22 protein-coding genes, 2 tRNA genes, 1 rRNA gene, 1 other RNA gene, 1 pseudogene and 1 riboswitch are annotated in these 21,723 nt (G+C 50.3%); of the genes and pseudogenes, 21 read left to right on the forward strand and 6 right to left on the reverse strand.

The features are described 5' to 3' along the window. Positions 1-46: 46 nt before the first annotated feature. The 4 genes and pseudogenes from OCV63_RS13260 to OCV63_RS13275 form a co-directional block, all read left to right on the forward strand. Positions 47-1,081 (forward strand): virulence RhuM family protein, encoded by a 1,035-nt coding sequence (locus tag OCV63_RS13260; protein ID WP_158364613.1) that lies wholly within the window; start codon positions 47-49, stop codon positions 1,079-1,081. A 36-nt stretch (positions 1,082-1,117) separates the two neighbouring features. Next, positions 1,118-1,378 carry a hypothetical protein gene (locus OCV63_RS13265; RefSeq protein WP_158364615.1) on the forward strand — a complete coding sequence of 87 codons (261 nt, stop codon included), beginning with the start codon at positions 1,118-1,120 and terminating at the stop codon, positions 1,376-1,378. 584 nt (positions 1,379-1,962) lie between these two features. Continuing rightward, positions 1,963-3,912, forward strand: coding sequence for a recombinase family protein (locus OCV63_RS13270; RefSeq protein WP_158364619.1), 1,950 nt, complete (start codon positions 1,963-1,965; stop codon positions 3,910-3,912). Beyond that, positions 3,887-4,459 (forward strand): annotated as a pseudogene (locus OCV63_RS13275) (ABC transporter substrate-binding protein); the annotation flags it as partial. The gene OCV63_RS13270 and the pseudogene OCV63_RS13275, both read left to right, overlap by 26 nt. Before the next feature lie 349 nt (positions 4,460-4,808). On the opposite strand, the gene OCV63_RS13280 reads toward OCV63_RS13275, so the two are convergent. Then, on the reverse strand, positions 4,809-6,257 hold the full coding sequence (locus OCV63_RS13280) for a purple acid phosphatase family protein (protein ID WP_158364621.1): 1,449 nt from the start codon (positions 6,255-6,257) through the stop codon (positions 4,809-4,811). A gap of 160 nt (positions 6,258-6,417) precedes the next feature. On the opposite strand from OCV63_RS13280, the gene OCV63_RS13285 reads away from it, so the two are divergent. Beyond that, the gene (locus OCV63_RS13285; protein ID WP_158364623.1) at positions 6,418-6,714 is read left to right on the forward strand and encodes a YerC/YecD family TrpR-related protein; all 297 of its coding nucleotides are present in this window, start codon (positions 6,418-6,420) and stop codon (positions 6,712-6,714) included. An 11-nt stretch (positions 6,715-6,725) separates the two neighbouring features. Beyond that, a complete protein-coding gene (locus tag OCV63_RS13290; RefSeq protein ID WP_158364625.1) occupies positions 6,726-7,163 on the forward strand; it encodes an RrF2 family transcriptional regulator in 438 nt (145 codons plus the stop codon). Positions 7,164-7,217: 54 nt separating this feature from the next. Here the strand turns inward: OCV63_RS13290 and OCV63_RS13295 are convergent, their stop codons facing one another. Further along, the gene (locus OCV63_RS13295; protein ID WP_158364626.1) at positions 7,218-8,096 is read right to left on the reverse strand and encodes a homocysteine S-methyltransferase family protein; all 879 of its coding nucleotides are present in this window, start codon (positions 8,094-8,096) and stop codon (positions 7,218-7,220) included. Positions 8,097-8,289: 193 nt separating this feature from the next. Here OCV63_RS13295 and rnpB point away from each other — a divergent pair. After that, positions 8,290-8,773, forward strand: an RNA gene (gene rnpB, locus OCV63_RS13300) — RNase P RNA component class A. Between the two features lie 92 nt (positions 8,774-8,865). Here the strand turns inward: rnpB and OCV63_RS13305 are convergent. Further along, positions 8,866-9,270, reverse strand: a complete 405-nt coding sequence (locus OCV63_RS13305) for a PH domain-containing protein (protein WP_158364628.1) — start codon at positions 9,268-9,270, stop codon at positions 8,866-8,868. 216 nt (positions 9,271-9,486) lie between these two features. On the opposite strand from OCV63_RS13305, the gene pyrB reads away from it, so the two are divergent. Together pyrB and OCV63_RS13315 are read left to right on the forward strand one after the other, a co-directional pair. Next, entirely contained in the window at positions 9,487-10,404 is a 918-nt protein-coding gene (gene pyrB / locus OCV63_RS13310) for an aspartate carbamoyltransferase (RefSeq protein WP_158364630.1), read from the forward strand. Continuing rightward, a complete protein-coding gene (locus tag OCV63_RS13315) occupies positions 10,404-10,838 on the forward strand; it encodes an aspartate carbamoyltransferase regulatory subunit (protein ID WP_158364632.1) in 435 nt (144 codons plus the stop codon). The genes pyrB and OCV63_RS13315 overlap by 1 nt, the downstream gene beginning before the upstream one ends. An 87-nt stretch (positions 10,839-10,925) precedes the next feature. Here the strand turns inward: OCV63_RS13315 and OCV63_RS13320 are convergent, their stop codons facing one another. From OCV63_RS13320 to OCV63_RS13330, 3 genes are all read right to left on the reverse strand, one after another. Further along, positions 10,926-11,999, reverse strand: coding sequence for a sensor histidine kinase (locus OCV63_RS13320; protein WP_158364654.1), 1,074 nt, complete (start codon positions 11,997-11,999; stop codon positions 10,926-10,928). Between the two features lie 46 nt (positions 12,000-12,045). Then, positions 12,046-12,747, reverse strand: a complete 702-nt coding sequence (gene vanR / locus OCV63_RS13325; RefSeq protein ID WP_158364634.1) for a VanR-ABDEGLN family response regulator transcription factor — start codon at positions 12,745-12,747, stop codon at positions 12,046-12,048. Between the two features lie 126 nt (positions 12,748-12,873). Next, a complete protein-coding gene (locus OCV63_RS13330) occupies positions 12,874-13,266 on the reverse strand; it encodes a putative ABC transporter permease (RefSeq protein WP_158364656.1) in 393 nt (130 codons plus the stop codon). A gap of 101 nt (positions 13,267-13,367) precedes the next feature. Then, a riboswitch (FMN riboswitch) is annotated at positions 13,368-13,494 on the forward strand. A gap of 112 nt (positions 13,495-13,606) precedes the next feature. Between OCV63_RS13330 and OCV63_RS13335 the strand changes: the two genes are divergently transcribed. The 12 genes from OCV63_RS13335 to OCV63_RS13390 form a co-directional block, all read left to right on the forward strand. Continuing rightward, the gene (locus OCV63_RS13335; protein WP_262670871.1) at positions 13,607-14,329 is read left to right on the forward strand and encodes an ECF transporter S component; all 723 of its coding nucleotides are present in this window, start codon (positions 13,607-13,609) and stop codon (positions 14,327-14,329) included. Between the two features lie 316 nt (positions 14,330-14,645). Continuing rightward, on the forward strand, positions 14,646-15,074 hold the full coding sequence (tsaE, locus tag OCV63_RS13340; RefSeq protein WP_158364642.1) for a tRNA (adenosine(37)-N6)-threonylcarbamoyltransferase complex ATPase subunit type 1 TsaE: 429 nt from the start codon (positions 14,646-14,648) through the stop codon (positions 15,072-15,074). 1 nt (position 15,075) lies between these two features. Beyond that, complete coding sequence (gene tsaB / locus OCV63_RS13345) at positions 15,076-15,837, forward strand: tRNA (adenosine(37)-N6)-threonylcarbamoyltransferase complex dimerization subunit type 1 TsaB (protein WP_262670872.1); 762 nt, start codon at positions 15,076-15,078, stop codon at positions 15,835-15,837. Continuing rightward, positions 15,834-16,274: a ribosomal protein S18-alanine N-acetyltransferase gene (gene rimI / locus OCV63_RS13350; RefSeq protein WP_262670873.1), complete on the forward strand. Its 441-nt coding sequence runs from the start codon at positions 15,834-15,836 to the stop codon at positions 16,272-16,274. The genes tsaB and rimI overlap by 4 nt, the downstream gene beginning before the upstream one ends. A 146-nt stretch (positions 16,275-16,420) precedes the next feature. Beyond that, positions 16,421-16,669, forward strand: a complete 249-nt coding sequence (locus OCV63_RS13355) for a hypothetical protein (protein ID WP_158364644.1) — start codon at positions 16,421-16,423, stop codon at positions 16,667-16,669. A gap of 23 nt (positions 16,670-16,692) precedes the next feature. Further along, positions 16,693-17,610 carry a ribonuclease Z gene (locus tag OCV63_RS13360; RefSeq protein WP_158364646.1) on the forward strand — a complete coding sequence of 306 codons (918 nt, stop codon included), beginning with the start codon at positions 16,693-16,695 and terminating at the stop codon, positions 17,608-17,610. Further along, positions 17,607-18,647: a tRNA (adenosine(37)-N6)-threonylcarbamoyltransferase complex transferase subunit TsaD gene (gene tsaD, locus OCV63_RS13365; protein ID WP_331485562.1), complete on the forward strand. Its 1,041-nt coding sequence runs from the start codon at positions 17,607-17,609 to the stop codon at positions 18,645-18,647. Before OCV63_RS13360 ends, tsaD begins: the two co-directional genes overlap by 4 nt. A gap of 121 nt (positions 18,648-18,768) precedes the next feature. Continuing rightward, positions 18,769-19,491 (forward strand): 2-C-methyl-D-erythritol 4-phosphate cytidylyltransferase, encoded by a 723-nt coding sequence (gene ispD, locus OCV63_RS13370; protein ID WP_158364648.1) that lies wholly within the window; start codon positions 18,769-18,771, stop codon positions 19,489-19,491. Between the two features lie 57 nt (positions 19,492-19,548). Continuing rightward, complete coding sequence (locus tag OCV63_RS13375) at positions 19,549-20,691, forward strand: glycerate kinase family protein (protein WP_158364662.1); 1,143 nt, start codon at positions 19,549-19,551, stop codon at positions 20,689-20,691. Between the two features lie 100 nt (positions 20,692-20,791). Further along, positions 20,792-20,877: transfer RNA gene (locus OCV63_RS13380), tRNA-Ser, on the forward strand. Positions 20,878-20,939: 62 nt separating this feature from the next. Continuing rightward, a tRNA-Ser gene (locus OCV63_RS13385) sits at positions 20,940-21,029 on the forward strand. A gap of 262 nt (positions 21,030-21,291) precedes the next feature. Further along, positions 21,292-21,723: ribosomal RNA gene (locus OCV63_RS13390) — 16S ribosomal RNA — on the forward strand; the annotation flags it as partial.

Genomic DNA, 21,723 nt, shown 5'->3' on the forward strand with positions numbered 1-21,723 from the left:
GAGAGCATGTAAGTTTAGAGGCGAGTCAGAAAGGGAGGCGCTTCATTTGGCAAAGAAAAAAGACGAAATAATCATTCGTTCCAGCGCAGCGGAATACTTAACCTATGTTGCCTCTGTTGGTGATCAGCAGGACAGCATTGAGATGCGCTACGAGGATGAGAATATATGGCTGACGCAGAAGATGATGGCCACACTGTATGATGTGGATGTTCGAACCATAAATTACCATGTCAAAAAAATTTTTAGTGACAGTGAATTGCAAGAAGCGGCAGTTATCCGAAAATTTCGGATAACTGCTGCTGATGGAAAAAGCTATAGCACAAATCATTACTCCTTGGAGATGATCATTGCTGTAGGTTTTAAGGTCAATTCTGAGCGTGCGGTACAGTTCCGTAAATGGGTCAATCAGATTGCAAAGAACTACACCATCAAAGGCTGGGTCATGGATGATGAACGGTTGAAACGCGGAACCTATCTGACGGAAAAGTATTTCGATGAGCAATTGGAGCGCATTCGTGAGATTCGGGCAAGCGAAAGAAAATTTTATCAGAAGATCACGGATCTGTATGCTACAGCCGTTGATTACGATAAAAATTCTGCAACCACGAGAAGATTTTATGCGACCGTTCAGAACAAAATGCATTATGCAGTTCATGGTCATACGGCAGCGGAGCTGATCGTGGAAAGGGCCGATCATACAAAGGAGCACATGGGATTAACCACCTGGGCAGATGCTCCGGAAGGAAAGATTAAGAAAAGTGATGTTACGGTTGCTAAGAATTATTTGAGTCAGAATGAAATGAAGCAACTGAACCGCATGGTTACGGCATACCTGGATTTTGCGGAAAACATGACGTTAAGGCATATTCCCCTTACAATGCAGGATTGGGAAAAAAGGCTTAATAGCTTTATCGAAATGTTTGATTATGGCATTTTACAGGATGCGGGGAAGGTGACGGCTGAAATTGCAAAGCTTCATGCAGAAACAGAATTTGAAAAATACCGTGTCATTCAGGATCGATTGTTTATGTCCGATTTTGATAAGTACATGCTTGAATTAGAGGAAAACGCAAAAAATTAGAAATATGACGGCAAAATGCGACGGCACTCTTCAAAAATGACGGCAAAAAGTGCCGTCAAATTCAAAAAAGTGACGGCAGAAAATGCCGTCATTCACAAAAAGCAGAAAATCATGACGGCAAAAAGTGCCGTCAAATCCAAAAAGTGGCGGCAAAAAATGCCGTCATATATTAAAAGTGACGGCAAAATCTGCCGTCATTTCACATTATCAGGGGTTTCAGGGGCTTTTCCCCTGACCAGAAGCATTTTGGCGGTGACGTCACAAATGCGTATCTGGCAAGAGACTCCGAATTTATGAAGAAAAATCCCAGCGTATCCGCCACGTAATTCTGCGTGCTTCCCGGTATAAAGAAATCTCCCACTCCATTCTACAATCATTTCATCCCACAAACAAAAATAAACAAGCGGACAGGCAAGCCCACCCCACAGCTTTCATACAAATAAAGCAAGCCCATCCGCACCACAGGATGTAGAATGGAGATGATACATGTAAGAAAACCAACATATTATTTCTGGAAATCCCCAGGTGCTTCGCAGGAGCAGATTCAAAGACAATATGACCTGCTAAAGCGCTGCGGCTTCCGGATTGCCCTTTACACAGACGGGCCGGAACAGAAGGACATACAGCAGGCGCTGAAAACCTTGATACGAAACCACTGGAAGGATTCCTGAATTTTTGATTCCGACATTTGAACTGAGATTACCTAAGCATTCCAGGTAATTGGTCTATAGGGTTATGCAAAGTGTTTGAATGAAAATTTCTGTCATTTTCTATTTACAAACGAATATACACAATATATTATATAATTACATGAAGCTTAAATAAAAGAGTACAAACAAAAGACCAAGTAAAGAAAAATAGAAACAGAAAGGAAGACCAACATGATCGCAGGCTACGTCCGTCTCTCCCGCGATGACGATAAAAAGAACTACGTCTCCATCGAGAACCAAAAACTCATCATCACCCAGTACGCCACCGACCACGGCGCAGTCATCGACCGCTGGTATGAGGACGACGGCGTTTCCGGCTACATCTTCGACCGTCCGGGTTTTCAACAGATGATGGCGGATTTGGATCGGGACGTGGATACGGTCTATGTGAAGGATTTCTCCCGTCTGGGCCGCCACAATGCCAAGGTGCTGCTGCTTCTGGACGAGTTTCAGGAACGGGGAAAGCATCTGATTGTCATTGATGATAATTATGATTCCATGGATTCCAGCGATGACACGGTGGGAATCAAGACCTGGTTCAATGAGCGATATGTGAAGGATACCAGTAAAAAAATCAAGCGGGCCATCGGAGCCAGACAGAAGGAAGGGACACTGGTGACCCAGCCGCCCTTCGGATACTGTCGGGATGCCAAAGACAAAACCGTTTTGAACATCGTTCCCAAGGAGGCGGAATCTGTGAAGCTGGTCTACGACCTGTATCTGTCCGGCTCCGGCTACCGCAAGATAGCCGCCTACCTAACGGAGCAAGGCGTCCCAACGCCCTCCATGGCACGCCGGGAACGGGAGCTTGCGGAAGGCCGCATCAGTAAAAAGCGGATTGCTACCGAGTGGTCAGACAGTATGCTCAAGGATTTGCTGGACAATGATTTCTACATCGGCACCTTCCGCCTGAAAAAGCGCTCCAGAAATACCGTCCATGGCAAGGATAAGCGCGTCCCCAGGGACGAACAGTGTATTTTTGAAAATCACCATCCGGCCATCATCGACCGGGCGACCTTTTCGCTGGTGCAGGAGCTGAAAGAGAAGCGCAACCGCACCAATTACCGTGGCAGCCATGGCCAGTGGCTGGGCTCGGAGATTCCGAATCCCTTTGGCAGCTGCCTGTTCTGCAAGGACTGCGGAAGCCGTCTGACGCCCATTAAGCGGAAGAACAGCAGCGGCGAGCGGAAATATTATATCTGTACCACCTACAACACCAAGGGCAGGCGTTACTGTGAGAAAGCCCATCTCATTGAAGAAAATGATTTGATGGAGGACGTACTGAATTATATCCGCCTTTGCCGGAACGCCCTCTGCGAGGTGATTGCCGCCTATGATTTGAAGGATTTCGAGGCGGAAATCCAGTCGGTGGAGGAAAAGCGTCAGAGTATCCGGGCGGAGATAGGCGAGCGGAAGAGCCAGCTCAAGACGCTTCTGGCCCAGAAGGTTCGGGATTTGACTATGGCAGCAGGAAATGAGGAACTGGTGAGCGACACCTACGAGTCGATCCAGAAGGATTTGCTGGCCCAGATTCACGGTCTGGAGCTGCGCCTGAAGGAACTGGACGCAACCACACTGGAGACGCCGGACGTGAAGGATAAGTTGAGAAGCGCTCTGGATGTGGTGGATAAAATCATTGCCGGGGGCAGACTGGATCGCCGGGATATTGAGCTGTTGATCGAGCGTATCGACGTGGACGCCGACGGTCTGCCGGAGATTACCCTGAAATACGGCCTGTCCGGTCTTATCAGCTACAATCCTGCAGACGAGATGAACCGCCGGGAAAATACGATGATCGCTGTGGTTATGAAGCTCATTATGGAGGACGAACGGGGTTACACCTCCGCCAAGTATCTGTCTGAGCATCTGACCTCCCTGGGATTCAAGAAAACAAAGCAGAGCATCCTGCCCTACATCCGCCTGATGAAGGAACTGGGCATTTTAAAGGACACAGATAACCCCTTAAAGCCCTACGAGATCGTAAAGCCGAAAGCGGAGATAGGGCCTCTGATCCGTGATTTCCTCCCGGATATCCGGCCTGAAATCACCGCTGCGCAGCTATCCGAACAATATTTACATAGTATAGCGACTGACAGGTGGCATGCCACAGATGGTCTTTGAATATATCCTGAAAAAGAACAACCTGGACCCAGCCACGGATCTGCATATTGATCAGAGCATCGATTTTGGCTCCACTGCCGCAGCCTTCTCCGGCGGACAGGGAGATTTTACCGTAGAATTCGAGCCGGGCGCTTCGACTTTGGAAAAAGAAGGAAAAGGTTATGTGGTGGCGTCGCTTGGAGTGGATTCCGGGTATGTGCCTTATACAGCCTACAGTGCGAAGCAGAGTTACCTGAAAGCCCATCCGGAAGTGATCCAGGGATTTACGAATGCGCTTCAGAAGGGCATGGATTATGTGCAGAGCCACACCCCGGAGGAGATTGCGCAGGTCATTGCGCCCCAGTTCGCGGAGACGGATCTTGCGGATATCACCACGATTGTGACCCGTTATTATGAGCAGGATACCTGGAAGGATAATCTGATTTTTGAGGAAAAGAGTTTCGAGCTTTTGCAGGATATCCTGGCAGAGGCCGAAGAATTGGAAAGCCGAGTGCCCTATGAGGCGCTGGTCACCACAGAATTTGCCGAAAAAGCCGTAGAAAAATAAAGGATAAAAAGAGCGCTTCGAACTGCAAAATCGGTTCGAAGCGCTTTCTGATGGAATAGGAAATTCCGATAGAATTCCCTATTCCATAAAAGCAAGCAGAGCTTGCAAAGATGCGCACTCGGCGCAGTGGTAGATGGTTGCTGAAGCAACCGCGCCTCGGCGCGAGAATGTGCCAATGGCACATTCTTTTTCGCTCTATAGGAAATACCGTGTTACATTAAAGTGTGAAAGTCATAATTCCTATAGAGAAAAAAGCCCCTCCGGGGGATCGCACTGCGGCGGAATGGAATCATGTCGCTTATGCGACCCGCCGCAGGCGGAGAATCCTGCTTCGCAGGATTCTTTCTTATTAGCTGGCGGAATCGTCCTTTCGGATGGTATATTCGTCAAACATAGTCCAGGTGTCCACCAGGTAAGAGCGGATATGAAGCTCCTCCTCATTGACGTCGATGCGGATTCCCATGGGAGAATTGACCTGGCCCTGATATACGATGTGTTCCTCTGCTTTTGGAAAATGGTAGAGGCAGCCGCTGGAGGTACCGCAGGTCAGATACATGGGGCCGACGGGATTGATGGCCACAGCGCCACCCGCGTAATTATAATCTGTGAGGACATCACTGTCCCTGTTGGTGAAGGCGGAACGGGAGTAGACATGATCGTGGCCGGTGAGCACCAGGTCGATCTGGTAATCAGCAGCGATGCGGGGCAGATATTCGCCCACATTGGAGCCGGAATTCTGGGCGCCTGAGTAAGCAGGAAAATGTTCGGCGAGGATGCGCCAGCGGGTGTCGGGGTGCTCATTGACGATTTGCTTCACATACTGTTCCTGCTCGTCGCCGCCGGAGGCGGTCAGGCTGTTCAGGACGATGAAAAGCACGTCATTGCGGATAAAATAGTAGTTGCCATCCTTGTCCGATTCGCTTTGCCCCATTTCCGAGCGGTTGGGTACGTTAAAATGGTCGTAAAAATAAGTGTTGCCGGGACGCCCGTATTCCTCTGTCGTGTAGGAATTAGCCACATCGTGATTGCCGACCACAGGCGCGAGGGCGATCCGATACAGGGGCAAATGATCCAGAAACAGACGATAATGCTTCTCACACCCGAAATCCGCCACCTGATCGCCCAGGTGGAAGATAAAATTCGCCTCCGGGACATAGGTGGTGAGCCGGTTCAGAACCCGATCCCAGCGGTCTGCGGTCAGTTCAGAGATTTCCATATCAGACTGTCCGATCTGAGCGTCGGAGGTCACAAGGAACGTGAGGGTGTCCGTCTGCTGCGGAGCCTGATAGGAATAGACTGGGGACCAGGCGGTGTCATTTCCTACCTGATACCGATAAGTCACGCCTGGTTCCAGGCCGGTGGCGGTGGCTTTGTTCAGATAGCAGCCGGAGACTGTGGCGGAGACCTCGCAGTCCGCAGTGAAATCCGTGGTTTCGCCTGTGACGGTGTCAGTCCAGCGAACACATCCGGGTTCATCGCTGGGGGACATCCAGTTCATGCGGAGCTGGCTTGCGTCGGAACCGACCTCCAGAGACAGATCCTTGATCAGCGTAGTATTCAGAATTACGGCGCTGGTATAATCCGGAAGAAAGGCGTCCAGTTGTTCGGCGGCCGGACGGGAAATCATAGCCTCGAGGAGATCTGTTTCTTCGACAGAAGTGGTGGTATGCGCTGCGGAAGTATCTTCCGCTGAATCACGCTGGCCGATCAGCGTGCAGACGGTCAAAATCACCAGGGTAAGCAATACGGCTGCCGTGAAGATGATTCGGCCGGAAATACGTTTTCTTTTGTAAGACATGAAGTAATCCTCCCTTTGAGCTTGTATTATAACATAAAAATGTGGGGAAAAAAGAAAGAATTAAGAAAGATTTTAGAAAAAGAAAGCAAAAGATTTCTGGACTTTAAAATTTTACTGTGTTAAAATAGATATATTATGAAATAAAAAGAAGGGAAATGTCATGAACAAGAAAATTAGGACGGAAGCCGTTGATTTTCTGTTTGACGCGATTTTGAGTCTTCAGAATAAGGAAGAGTGCTATACATTTTTCGAGGATGTATGCACTATCAATGAATTACTCTCTCTTTCCCAGCGCTTCGAAGTAGCGAAGATGCTGCGGGAGCAGAAGACCTATCTGGAGATTGCTGAGAAGACGGGAGCTTCTACAGCGACCATCAGCCGTGTGAACAGATCGCTGAACTATGGCGAGGACGGCTACGATATGGTATTTGCGCGTTTGGAAAAGAAAGAAAAATAAGGGAGCATAAGATGAAAATTTCAACAAAGGGGCGCTATGCGCTCCGTTTTATGCTGGATCTGGCAGCTAATGGGGAAGGACGTTATGTGCCATTAAAAGAAATTTCGGCGCGACAGGGAATTTCCTTAAAATACCTGGAGCAGATCGTGTCCCAGTTCGGGAAGCTGGGCTTGCTTGAGAGCGTCCGGGGACCTCAGGGCGGCTATCGTCTGGCGAAGCTGCCGAAGGACTATACGGTGGGAGAGATCCTGCGGTATGCCGAGGGAGAGCTGGCGCCGGTGGCTTGTCTGGAGCAGGAGGTCAATTCCTGTCCGCGTCAGGCGGAATGCGTGACGCTTCCGTTCTGGCAAGGACTTTACAAGGCGATCAACGAATATGTGGACAGTGTAACCCTGGAAGACTTGCTGGAGCAGCAGAGGGAACGGATCAGCAGCGAATTTTATATCTGAGAAAATAGCGGAGAACAGGAAAACCCGGCAGCTGCCGGGTTTTCTTTGCGTTCGTTATGAATTTAAAGTTTTCTTTAATTCCTGGATAAACTCCGGCGTCGTTCCGCAACATCCGCCCAGAATGGAAGCGCCTGCCGCCTTCAGCTTTAGCATGCTCCTGGCGAACTCTTCCGGTGCCATGCTGTACACAGCCTCACCGGTTTCAGCGGAAATGGTGGGCATGCCCGCGTTCGGTTTTGCGATGACCGGGATGGATACCCGCTGCCGGATACCGGCGATGACGGATTCCAGCTGATCCGGGCCGGTGGAGCAGTTGCAGCCCACCGCAAATGCGCCCATAGCTTCCAGCTCTTCCACAGCGTCAAATACATTTCCACCGAAGAACAGGCTTCCGTCGGCCTCCATGGTCAGGGTGCAGAATACCGGCAGATCACAGACAGCCTGCGCGGCGTCCAGGATAACCAGGGTTTCATTGGAGGCCAGCATGGTCTCAGCCACCAGCAGATCCACGCCTGCGTCGGCCAGACAGGAAATCTGTTTCTTATAGGATTCATATAAATCTTCATATTTCATGGGTCCCAGCGGCTCCATCAGCTTGCCGGTGGTAGTCAGGTCTCCGGCCACCAGAACCTGATCGCCTACGGCCTTCCGGGAAAGTCCCACCAGCGTATGATTCAGCCGTTCGGTCTCAGCCGCCAGACCATGGGTGGCGAGACTGATGGGATTGGCCATAAAGGTGGGGGCATAGACGATATCTGATCCCGCCTCCGCATAAGTCTTCTGAAGTTCGATGATGGCGTTCGGATGCTCAGCCACCCACTGCTCGGTGCAGATGCCTTTGGGCATACCGGCTTTCATCAGATTGGAGCCGGTAGCTCCGTCCAGAATCAGGGTTCCCTTTCCAAGGCGTTTTGTCAGTTCTTCTTTTGTCATCCTGTGCCTCCTTATGTATCGCAAGGGTTCTTGTATGCGTTATAGTTAGATCTATCATAGTGGAAATGGGGGAACCCGTCAAGGAAAATTGATAAAATGGTTAAAAGTTTGTCAAACAAGAGCAGAATGAGAAATCAGAAAAGCCGGAAATCTTACTTGCAAGCCGGATTGCCCCGTGTTATACTGTAACACGCAGGTAAAGCAGATGTTCGCGGCTGGCAGGCCGAAAGGTGCCAGGTGAGGAAAGTCCGGGCTCCACAGGGCAGGACGCCGGATAACGTCCGGCGGAGGCAACTTCAGGGACAGTGCAACAGAGATATACCGCGTTAGCAATGAGCCGAGTATACCCGGCAGGCAGAAAGCCTGAATGAAAAATTTACTTTTCGAACAGGCTTTGTGGCTGTCGGGTTGCGCTGCGAATGCCGCGTAACCCGGGATTGCGCAGCAATCTCAGGTAGACTGGGCTCATTGCTAACGTAAGGGTGGAAAGGCAGTGTAAGAGACTACCGTCCGTCTGGTAACAGGCGGAGCCATGTAAACCCCGTTCGGAGCAAGACCGAAACGAGACTTAACCCGGCCCGGGTGTCTCAGGTGGGTCGCTTGAGCCTGTCGGCGACGGCAGGACTAGATAGATGAACATCCAATGACATAACCCGGCTTATCGCTTTGCCTGAAAGAGAGCCCCCTTGCGGGGGCTCTCTTTTAGGAATAGGAAATTTCTATAGAATTCCTTATTCCATAAAAGCAAGCAGAGCTTGCACATTCTTTTTCAGTGCATATGCGGCATTCCACAGTCATCGTGCATGTCGTGAAAATGATCCGGATCCGGCATGGCTCCGATATTCTGGGTGTTTAATGTCCGGCGCTTCATGCGCTGCTCCTCGGACTGCTGGAGGACAAAGTCTTTGATGGCGCGGGCATTTTTGATGTGGGTCAGTTCCAGCTTGGGGTGGGTGACGTCGCCGGTGTTGCAGATGACGGTGCCCAGGCCTGCGATACGCTCGAAAAGGCTGGCGGTCAGGGTGACGTCCTGGATTTTGTACATGTAGCAGTCGTCTTCCTTGCGGTTCAGAAAGCCCTCGTCGATGCGGACGATTTCCTCATTAATTGTATAGGTAGTAAAAGTAAAGGGCAGTCCTAAGAATACCCAGCGTTTTTTCTCTTTGAATTCCATAATGTATGCCTCTCTTTCTCTCTGGATGGGGGATGCTTTCCTGTGTCCCGAGCCTGAATCTCCGCAGCCGTTCTGCGGGCAAAACTGTTATAATCACTCTACCTAGAAGTATACTTGAAAAAATACAATTTTGCAAAAGATATTTGTTGAAATCCGGAAAACTTTGATGTAATATATTACAGGATAAAAATTGACAAAGCCAAGTAGGAGGTTATTATGAGACATCTTATGAGCCCGCTGGATTTTTCTGTGGACGAGGTGGCGAAGGTTCTGGACCTGGCCAGCGACATTGAGAAGAATCCTGCAAAATACGCGCATGCCTGTGATGGGAAGGTTCTGGCGACATTGTTTTATGAACCGAGTACAAGAACGAGACTTAGTTTTGAATCTGCTATGATCCATTTAGGTGGTCAGGTCTTAGGATTTTCCAGTGCGGCATCCAGTTCCGCTTCCAAGGGAGAAAGTGTTTCCGATACAATTCGTATGATTTCCTGTTATGCTGATATATGTGCGATGAGACACCCGAAAGAGGGAGCTCCGATGGTAGCGTCCGCAGTTTCCGGAATTCCGGTGATCAATGCAGGCGACGGCGGCCATCAGCATCCGACCCAAACACTGACAGACCTGATGACCATTCGTTCTCTGAAGGGACGCCTGGACCATATTACCATCGGTCTTTGCGGTGACCTGAAGTTTGGTCGTACTGTGCATTCTCTGGTGAAGGCGCTGGTTCGCTATGAAGATGTGAACTTCGTATTTATTTCTCCGGAGGAGCTGCGGATTCCAAGCTACATCCGCGAGGAGGTGCTGGACGCCAACGGTCAGAATTATAAAGAAGTGGAGCGCCTGGAGGACGTCATTGGCGAACTGGATCTGCTGTATATGACCCGTGTTCAGCAGGAGCGTTTCTTCAATGAGGAGGATTACATCCGTCTGAAAGATTTCTACATCTTGAATAAGGAGAAAATGGCACTGGCGAAGCCGGATATGCTGGTTCTGCATCCACTGCCCAGAGTCAATGAGATTTCGGTCGAGGTGGACAGCGACCCGAGAGCTGCTTATTTCAAGCAAGTACAGTACGGCGTCTACGTGCGTATGGCGCTGATTCTCACACTTCTGGAGGTGAATGTATAATGTCAATGTTAAGCGTAGGACGTATCTCCGAGGGCTTCGTCCTGGATCACATCCAGGCGGGCAAGAGCATGGAGATTTACAAATATCTGAATCTGGATAAGCTGGACTGTACCGTAGCCATCATCAAGAATGCCCGCAGTGAGAAGATGGGCAAGAAGGATCTGATGAAAATCGAGTGCCCCATTGATTACATCGATTTGGATGTGCTGGGCTTCATCGACCACAACATCACGGTCAATATCGTAAAGGATGAGAAGGTGACCGAGAAGAAAACTCTGACCCTTCCGAAGGAGATTCGAAATATCGTAAAGTGCAAGAACCCCCGCTGCATCACATCCATTGAGCAGGAGCTGGATCAGGTTTTCGTTCTGACTGATCCGCGCAAAGAGGTATACCGCTGCAAATACTGTGAGGAAAAGTACAAGAGAAAATAGAGTAAAATGTGTATAAAGAATACCGTTTATCGCGAATGTGTGGATAAACGGTATTTTTTATGGAACAGGAAAAAGAAAATTTTTGATTTAAGCGGCAGGCAGCACCATCGAAAAGGTCGTTCCCTGCTCGTCGCTTTCTGCTGAAATGGTCCCGTGATGGGCCGTTACAATCTCTCTGGCGATGGCCAGTCCCAGTCCGGCTCCGCCCTTCTCCGAAGACCGCGCGCTGTCCAGCCGGTAAAACTTTTCGAAAATCATGGCCAGCTGCTCTTTTGGAATCTGCGCTCCCTGATTCGTAAAGGTGATATGAATCTGCTCCGCTTCTTTCCAGGCGCGAATCTCGATAACCGTATTCGGAAGGCTGTACGCCGCGGCGTTTTTCAAAATGTTGTTGAATACCCGGGCCAGCTTGTCCGGGTCTCCGGGGAGAATCAGATCCTCGGGCACATTCAGATGCACTGATTTTCCACCGGGCGTCAGAATCGGGTAGAACTCCTCGGAAAGCTGCATGAGCAAAAAGGACAGAGGAATATTTTCCTTTGTCAATGGAATATTGTGCAGATTAAACCGGGTAATCTCAAAAAATTCATTGATGAGCTGCTCCAGCCGGTAAGCCTTGTCTAACGTGATAGACAGATATTTACCCCGCTGCTCCACAGGCAGATCCGGCGCCTCCTTCATCAGATCCAGATAGCCGATGACTGAGGTCAGCGGCGTACGGATATCGTGGGCCAGATAGACCACCAGATCATTTTTGCGCTCCTCGGCCTGGCGGGCATCCCGCTCCCGTTTCTCCAGAATATTCTTGCATTCGTTCAGCTTCAGCTCCAGAAATCCCATTTCCGGGGAAAGGGAGATAAGCTCCGTTTTTTCGTCCAACAGCGCGTCGCAGCCTGCAGAAATCTCGTCAAAATATTCGGTCATCCAGCGGATGGAATACCGGAATACCAGAATGATTGCGATGATGATTGCTCCGGCAATGATCACATTTAAATTATCCCGGAAAATCAGTTCGTAGATATAGAGGGCGTCGTCGTAATCCAGGCGGAACAGGCCGGTCAGAAAGCCCACCACCGTATTTCCGAAGCGGCCCCGGATCAGCTCCCGCAGCAGGATCACAGCACAGATGGCCACCAGCACCAGCGACAGGATTTTCCGCATCAGCTTTCGTTCAAAGAGGACATATTTACTGCCCCGCGACTGCTTCTTATTCAATTTTATACCCCACTCCCCAGACGGTCTTGATGTACTTGGGCTTCTCACTGGAATCGTTCATCTTTTCCCGGAGATGCCGGATGTGTACCATGATCGTGTTGTTATTACTGCTGTAATATTTTTCACCCCAGACGTCGTAGAAGAGCCGGTCGGAGCTTACTACCTGGCCCCGGTTCTTGCAGAGGCTCCAGAGAATCGAGAATTCCGTAGGCGTCAGCGCCAGCGGCTGCTCGTTCAGGGTACAGGTATGATCCCGCTTGTTGATGGTAAGGCCGGAGATGGTGACAGAATCCGGATCTTTTTCCTGGACAGGTGAATTGTTATACTTGGTAAAACGGCGCAGCTGGGCCTTTACCCGGGCAATGAGCTCCAGCGGGCGGAAGGGCTTGGTCATATAATCGTCGGCCCCCAGGGTGAGACCTGTGATTTTGTCGATCTCCTCGTCCTTCGCAGTCAGCATGATGATGGGAAAATTCTGTGTCTCTCGGATTTTCTGGCAGATGGAAAAACCGCTCATATCCGGCAGCATCACATCCAGCACCGCCAGATCCGGCGATTCCGTTTCTATATAACGCAGCGCATCGGTTCCATTATAAAAGGTATGAACTTCATAGTCCTCGTTGGTCAGGTACAGGGCGATCAGATCCGCGATTTCCTTCTCGTCGTCCACGACTATAATCTTAGCTTCAGCCATAGTAAAAACTCCGTTCTTTTCACAATAGAATGTAAAATTCTGGTAACTATCAAGCAGAACAGATTGCTTTCACTTAAGTATACCAGAAAACCGCGGAAAAGGATTTAATCTTTTGTGAAAAAAATTTTAAGAAGCCATAAATTTGTTCAGCAGCTTCTCATAGAGCAATCCGGTCAGGAACCACACCGGTGCGTAATCCAGTCTTATGACGCCATTTACATTAAGTTTCGCATGGCTGTAATCCCAGGGACATAGCCCCCGTTTCTTCAGAAACATGCCGCTCAGATATTCCGTCAGAAAGATCCCGCCCGCATACACGCTGCCCCGCACCCAGACACTTTTTCCATTCAGCAGCCGGGAAATGGGCGCGAAGAGAAACGCCATCCCGTAGATGGGGAACATCCAGATGGAGGAATGTCCCATCAGCTTCATCTGCCGCCGCTGGAGCGATTTCAGTCCCGTCCAGAAGATTTCCAGACACCAGCCCACCAGGCCGCAGAAAATAAATCGTTTTTTCATATTCTTCACCATAAAAGAGGATGTGCGGAATTTTAGAAAATTATACAGAAAAGTACTTGCAGAAATCCCGTAACAGGCTTATAATACACATCAGAATATGGTTAATTCTTCAGGGCAGGGTGTAATTCCCGACCGGCGGTAAAGTCCGCGAACCGTATCTATAGGAGATATGGCCGAATCGGTGAGATTCCGATACCGACAGTAAAGTCTGGATGAGAGAAGAAAAACAGAGCGTAGTTTTATTTGCTTTGCTTTTTTGCCCTGAGCATGGTTGTGCTCAGGGCTTTTTTTCGAAGAATTATCCTTTCTAATTTTTATTCAGAAAAGGAGAATCTGTAACATGTCAAATCTGATGCAAAGTGTAAAGGACAACGTAGCGTTTCTGGGAGTCTGCCTGCTGATTGCAGTGGCTATTTTTGTGGTGGCCAGCGTGATGGAGAAAGCTCTTCGCAAGAAAAACTCCATGCCCCGGACCAATTCCCCGGCTCGCCGGGTGGCATTGGTAGGCGTATTTTCCGCAATTGCGGCAGTACTGATGCTCTTTGAGCTGCCTCTGTGGTTTGCGCCCAGCTTCTATGAGCTGGATTTCAGTGAGATTCCGGTACTGATCTGTGCCTTTGCCATGGGACCGGTGGCAGGTGTGGCGACCGAGCTCTGTAAGGTGCTCTTAAAGCTGGTGCTCAAGGGAACCACCACAGCCTTTGTAGGAGATTTCGCTAATTTTGTAGTGGGCTGCAGTCTGGTGCTTCCGGCGTCTATTCTCTATTACATAAAAAAGAACCGGAAAATGGCGATCGCAGGCCTGGCAGTGGGTACAGTGGTAATGACAATTTTTGGAAGCGGATTCAACGCCCTTTATCTGCTGCCGAAATTCTCAGAGCTTTTCGGAATGCCCATGGAAGCTATCATCGGAATGGGAACTGCGATCAACAGTCATATCCAGAGCGTCTGGACCCTGGTATTCTTTGCAGTGGTGCCGTTTAACATCCTGAAGGGCGTGATCGTATCCGCTATTACCATGCTGCTCTACAAGCACATCAGCCCGATTCTGAAAAAGCATTAGGGAAGAACTGGACAGTAGAAAAGGGAAATGCTATAATAAAGCCGCAGAAACGGCTGAAAACAGCAGTAAAAAGAGCCTCGCAGTATCTGCGGGGCTCTTTATTGCTCTATAGGAAATACTGCGTCACATTAAAGCGTGAAAACTATGATTCCTATAGAGCAAAAAGCCCCTCCGGGGGATCGCACTGCGGCGGAATGGAATCGTGTCGCTTATGCGACCCGCCGCAGGCGGAGAATCCTGCTTCGCAGGATTCTTTCTTACGTGAGGGAGTTTTAGATGGAAACTCCCCGGATAGATTTTATGACGAGGTAAAAACATGATCACAGAGACATTTTCAGAAACAGACACCAGAGCTCTTGGTGAAAAGCTGGGCCGGGAAGCCCTTCCCGGAACCGTCTACACCTTGACCGGCGACCTGGGCGTGGGCAAGACCGTATTTACCCAGGGCTTCGCAAAGGGACTGGGCGTCACCGAGCATGTGAACAGCCCTACGTTCACGATTGTGCAGGAGTATGAAGAAGGACGCCTTCCGTTTTATCATTTTGACGTATACCGGATCGGTGATATAGAAGAAATGGATGAGATTGGTTATGAGGATTATTTTTATGGGGACGGCGTCTGCCTGATTGAGTGGGCGGAGCTGATTGAAGAGCTGATTCCCAAAAAGCATACGGCGATCCGGATAGAGAAGGATTTGGAGAAGGGCTTCGATTACCGGAAAATAACCCTGGAGGAGAGAGAATAAGATGAAGATATTAGGACTGGACAGCTCCGGACTGGTAGCGTCCGTAGCGGTGGTAGAGGACGACGGAGTGAACAGCAATCTCCTGGCGGAGTACACGGTCAATTATAAAAAGACCCATTCCCAGACGCTGCTTCCCATGCTGGATGAGATTGCGAAAATGATCGAGCTGGATCTGAACACCATCGACGCCATCGCCGTGGCGGGTGGCCCCGGATCCTTTACAGGCTTACGCATCGGTTCCGCCACAGCCAAGGGACTGGGGCTGGCACTGGACAAGCCGCTGGTACACATTCCTACGGTAGACGCCCTGGCTTATAATTTATATGGAACAGACAAAATCATCTGCCCGCTGATGGACGCCCGCAGAAATCAGGTCTACACCGGTATTTATGAATTTCAGGGTGAGAAACTGGTGGCACTGGAGCCTCAGATGGCAGTCGGCATTGAAGAAATTGCGGAAAAATTATGTAAACTTGGAAGAGACGTGATTTTCCTGGGCGACGGTGTACCGGTGTTCCGTCAGGTATTAACGGACGAGCTTATGAAGGGAGTCGCCTTTTCCTTCGCCCCGGCCCATGTGAATAAGCAGCGGGCAGCGGCGGTAGCCATGCTCGCGGTTTCTTATGTCCGCGCCGGAAAGACAGAGACAGCGGCAGAGCATCGTCCCGATTATCTGCGTCTGTCCCAGGCAGAGCGGGAACGCGCGGAGCAGGAGAGATTGAAAAGAGAGCAGAAAACGCAGGCATCAGGAGAGCAGGCATGAGCGAGCCGGAAATCCGTCTTATGGAGGAAGCAGATCTGGCAGAGGTAGCGGCTATTGAGCGGGAAGCGATCGCTCCGCCCTGGTCAGAGGAAGCCTTCCGGGAAAGCCTTGGATTGCCCCACACGATTCTGCTGACAGCGGTAAAGGACGGCCAGATTGCAGGCTACTGCGTCTGCTATCAGAGCTTTGAAGAAGGGGAAATCACCAACGTGGCGGTAAAGAAGGAGCTGCGTGGGCAGGGAATTGCCGGAAAGCTTCTGGAAAAATTAGGTTCATACGGAAGAGAACGGGGGCTGGAGCGCTATATCCTGGAGGTGCGCGCCGGCAATGAACCGGCCATTCATCTGTATGAACGGAGCGGCTTTACCCGGGTGGGAATCCGGAAGGGCTTTTATGAGCAGCCTGTAGAGGACGCTGTGATTATGACAAAAGGTTGACATAAGATTGACAGCCATTTCCACTAGGCAGAAAAAAACGGATTATGTAGAATATTCACGTAAAATAAAAACGTAGAGTCCGGTCGTGCGCCAGAGGATAGCGCGGCGGAATGACACAGAGCTGCGAAAGCGGCGGGAGGAATAAGATGCGTGAGTATAAGACAACAGAGACAAGAATTTTAACCAGACTGATTTGCAACTGCTGCGGTAAAGTCGTTGCCCTGCGCGGCGGTATTCCCATGGAGGGAGTCTGCGCTGTGCGGCAAAGCTGGGGCTATCCGTCCGAAAAGGATGGAGAACAGGACAGCTTTGACCTGTGCGAGGCATGTTATGACTGCATTACCGGGCAGTTTAAAGTCCCTGTAACGCGGACAGAACAGATCGAATGGTTATAAGATAGGAAGATTAGGAGACAGGAATGTTAGATGTATGTTTACTGGGAAGCGGAGGCATGATGCCGCTGCCCTATCGCTGGCTTACAGCGCTGATGATGCGATATAACGGAAGCAGTGTACTGATAGACTGCGGAGAGGGAACGCAGATAGCGGTAAAGGAAAAGGGCTGGAGCTTTAAGCCCATTGATGTGATCTGCTTTACCCATTTCCACGGGGATCATATCAGCGGCCTGCCGGGGCTTCTGCTTACCATGGGAAATGCGGAGCGGACGGAACCTCTGACGTTAGTGGGACCCAAGGGGCTGGAACGGGTGGTCAACGCCTTACGCGTCATCGCGCCGGAGCTTCCCTTTCCCATTGAATTTATCGAATTGACAAAGGCGGAAGAGGAGCTGGAGCTGAACGGTTATCACATCAAAGCATTCCGGGTCAATCATAACGTGACCTGTTACGGTTATTCCATTGAGATTAAACGGGCGGGCAAATTCAATCTGGAGCAGGCTCAGAGCCTGAACATTCCGAAAAATTTCTGGAATCGTCTGCAGAAGGGGGAAACCATCGAGGCAGACGGAACGGTGTATACGCCGGATATGGTTATGGGAGCGCCCCGGAAGGGTATTAAGCTGGTATATTGTACGGATACCCGGCCTACAGAGTCCATTTCCAGAAATGCGAAGAACGCGGATCTTTTTATCTGCGAGGGTATGTATGGCGAGAAGGACAAGCAGGCCAAGGCCGTGGCCAACAAGCATATGACCTTCTATGAGGCAGCCCGTCTGGCAAAAGAGGCAGACGTGAAGGAAATGTGGCTGACCCATTACAGCCCGTCCCTGACCCGCCCCGAAGAATATATGGACGAAGTACGGAAGATATTCCCGCGCGCAGTCGCCGGAAAGGACAGAAAATCCGTAGAACTGGATTTTGAGGATGATGAAAAATGAGTGAGACGATGAATACGAAAAAAGATATCTATATCCTGGGAATTGAGAGCTCCTGTGATGAGACAGCGGCTTCCGTGGTGAAAAATGGCCGGGAAGTGCTCTCTAATGTGATTTCCTCCCAGATTGATCTGCATACCCTCTATGGCGGCGTGGTTCCGGAAATCGCGTCCCGCAAGCATATCGAGCGCATCAATCAGGTCATCGAGGAAGCATTGACCACAGCGCATATGACTCTGGACGATCTGGACGCCATCGGCGTCACCTATGGTCCGGGGCTGGTGGGCGCGCTGCTGGTGGGCGTGGCCGAGGCGAAAGCCATCAGTTATGCAAAAAAGCTGCCGCTGGTGGGCGTACATCATATTGAAGGACATATTTCCGCCAATTATATCGAAAATCCGGATCTGGAACCGCCCTTTGTGTGTCTGGTAGTATCCGGCGGTCACACCCATCTGGTGGTGGTACGGGATTATGGAAAATACGAGATTCTGGGACGGACCCGTGACGACGCGGCCGGAGAGGCCTTTGATAAAGTGGCCCGCGCCATTGGCCTCGGTTATCCGGGCGGTCCGAAGATTGATAAGATTTCCAAAGAGGGCAATCCGGAGGCCATCACGTTTCCACGCCCGAAATTCGAAGATTCTCCCTACGACTTCAGCTTCAGCGGCCTGAAGTCCGCCGTGTTGAACTATCTGAATGGCTGCCAGATGAAGGGAATCGAGGTCAACCGCGCCGATGTGGCGGCTTCTTTCCAGAAGGCAGTCTGCGACGTACTGGTGGAGCATGCCATGATCGCAGTGAAGGAAAGCGACCTCAATAAATTTGCCATTGCCGGCGGCGTGGCGTCCAATTCCGCTCTTCGGGCGGCCTTCGAGAAGGCGTGTGCGGAGCGTCAGATCGAATTTTATCATCCGTCTCCGATTTTCTGTACGGACAACGCGGCCATGATCGGCGTGGCGGCTTACTATGAGTTTATCGCCGGCAAACGGAACGGTCTTGACTTGAACGCAGTTCCGAATTTGAAGCTGGGCGAGCGGTAATGTATGTTGCTGTCTGTTTCATTGCTGAGAGATAGTATCGTATGATACGGGTCCTGTTTATAGAAAAAGGTGTTTGTAGAGTATAGATATAGCTACATGAGAGTATGGTAGGAGATATGATATGAAGAGAAAATCATGCGCGGCCATCGTCCTGGCAGCAGGTCAGGGAAAACGGATGGGTGGCCAGATTCACAAGCAGTTTCTGGAACTGGAGGGACACCCCATCGTCTATTATTCTATCCGGGCTTTTCAGGAGTCCCCGCTCATCGATCAGATTCTTCTGGTGACCGGCGAGACAGAGATAGACTATGTAAAGCATGAGATTGTAGAAAAATACCATTTCGACAAGGTGAGTGTTGTCGTGGCCGGCGGCCATGAGCGCTACGCTTCGGTCTGGAACGGCCTCAAAGCGCTTGAAAAAAGCCTGAGTGAGGAAGAAAAGGATGGCTTTGTATTCATTCACGACGGCGTGCGTCCTTTTGTAAATGAAGAGATTCTGCGCCGCGCCTTTGACGCGGTAGAAGCATATCATGCCTGTGTAGTCGGCATGCCCAGCAAAGATACGGTCAAAATTGCGGACGCCGACGGCTTTGTATCCGAAACTCCGTCCCGCAGCCGGGTATGGAATGTGCAGACCCCGCAGGTATTTGATTTCCGTCTGGCTTATAAGGCCTACGCGGCTCTGGAGCAGAGCGGCCGCAGTGATGTGACGGATGACGCCATGATTGTGGAAGCATTTACGGATACGAAGGTGAAGCTGGTGGAAGGCTCCTATGAGAATATCAAGCTGACCACGCCGGAGGATCTGAAGATCGCCGCGACCTTTTTGCATAATCGGAAATAGGGTATTCGTAGAAGCAAAGGAAACTTATATTCGGAAAATCAGGAGAACAGGACAGTGATGAAATTTTTGTTTGCGTCAGATTCATTCAAAGGAACGTTATCCAGTGAAGATACGGGAAGGCTTCTGACCAGAGCCGCAAAAGAGGTATTTCCCTCCTGCAGCTGCGAGAGTATTCCGGTAGCTGACGGTGGGGAAGGGACAGCGGATGCAGTGATCAAAGCAGTACAGGGAGAAAAGCTTTATGTCGAGGTTTCGGATCCCCTCATGCAGAATCGAACCGCTTATTATGGAAAGCTGGATGAGAACAGGGCAATCATTGAGATGGCGCTTGCATCCGGCTATGCCCTTGTGCCGTCGGAAAAGAAGAATCCCCTGTATACAAGCTCCTACGGAACCGGCGAACTGATTCGTGACGCCCTGGACAGAGGCTTTCGTGATATCACCATTGCCATCGGCGGATCCGCCACCAATGACGGCGGCATGGGCTGTATGCGCGCGTTGGGCATCCGTTTCCTTGACCGGGAGGGTCGGGAGCTTATGGGAAATGGTTCCGATCTGGAACATCTGGCTGAGATAGATGACAGCGGACTGGACAGCCGGCTTGCGGATACCCGTTTTACAGTTATGTGCGATGTGACGAATCCTCTCTGTGGAGAACAGGGGGCTACCTATACCTTTGGTCCGCAGAAGGGCGGGACGCCGGAGGTACTGGAACGTCTTGAGCGCGGCATGGAGAATTACCGGGATATCCTTATCCGGACATATGGAATGAATCCGGATACCATTCCGGGGTCCGGCGCGGCAGGAGGACTGGGCGCTGCGCTGCTGGTGTTCCTTCGCGCAGAGCTTCGTTCCGGCATCGAGACCGTACTGGATTTGATCGGGTTTGACAGCCGACTGGAGGGTGTATCTCTGGTGGTAACCGGAGAGGGCTGTACCGACTGGCAATCCTGTTATGGCAAAGTGGTACAGGGAGTGGGTGATCGCTGTCTGCGCCGCAGGGTTCCAGCAGTAGCTCTGGCGGGAGGTATGGGAGAAGGCGCGGAACAGATCTATCAGCATGGAATTCTTTCTATATTAACTACGGTAAATGGTTTCATGTCTGCCGAGGATGCCTTTGCCAACGCGGAAACCCTGTATTATCAGGCCGCTTTGCGCCTGTTCCGCCTGCTGAAAGCAGGGCAAAAGATAGGTTTGTAAAGAAAATATAAAAAAATTGAAAAAAGTTGTTGACATTGTCGACTAGTGATGATAGAATACATTTTGTCGCCACGCAAGGGCGGAAAACACGTCAGAGTGTGGAGAGGTATCGAAGTGGTCATAACGAGGCGGTCTTGAAAACCGTTTGTCCGAAAGGGCGCGTGGGTTCGAATCCCACCCTCTCCGTTAGTTACCACTGATACAGCGGTGGCATATAAAATATCGATTTAAAAGAAATCGAGCATCTTGGAGAAGTACCCAAGCTGGCCGAAGGGGCTCCCCTGGAAAGGGAGTAGGTCGTTAATAGCGGCGCAAGGGTTCAAATCCCTTCTTCTCCGCTTAGTTTTGAAAATATCAAAAACAATCGAAAAAAAGTTGAAAAAAGTACTTGACAATCGGTTGCAAACATGATAATATATCAAAGCTGAATCGCGAGAGCGAGTGCAACGAACCTTGATAACTGAACAGTGTAAAACCTTGAAAATTCTAAGAGAATGAATTCAAGAACAGTTCGGTCTTAGAAATAAGATTGAACACCTTTTAACAGTAATACGGGAAAGAAATTGCTAGTTGTGATTTCTGGACCGGATTCAAACACTTAAACATGAGAGTTTGATCCTGGCTCAGGATGAACGCTGGCGGCGTGCTTAACACATGCAAGTCGAACGAAGCGCTTAAATTTGATTCTTCGGATGAAGATTTTTGTGACTGAGTGGCGGACGGGTGAGTAACGCGTGGGTAACCTGCCTCATACAGGGGGATAACAGTTAGAAATGACTGCTAATACCGCATAAGCGCACAGGGTCGCATGACCTAGTGTGAAAAACTCCGGTGGTATGAGATGGACCCGCGTCTGATTAGCTAGTTGGTGAGGTAACGGCCCACCAAGGCGACGATCAGTAGCCGACCTGAGAGGGTGATCGGCCACATTGGGACTGAGATACGGCCCAAACTCCTACGGGAGGCAGCAGTGGGGAATATTGCACAATGGGGGAAACCCTGATGCAGCGACGCCGCGTGAAGGAAGAAGTA

The organism is Laedolimicola ammoniilytica (assembly GCF_025567165.1).
Taxonomy (GTDB): Bacteria; Bacillota; Clostridia; order Lachnospirales; family Lachnospiraceae; genus Laedolimicola; species Laedolimicola ammoniilytica.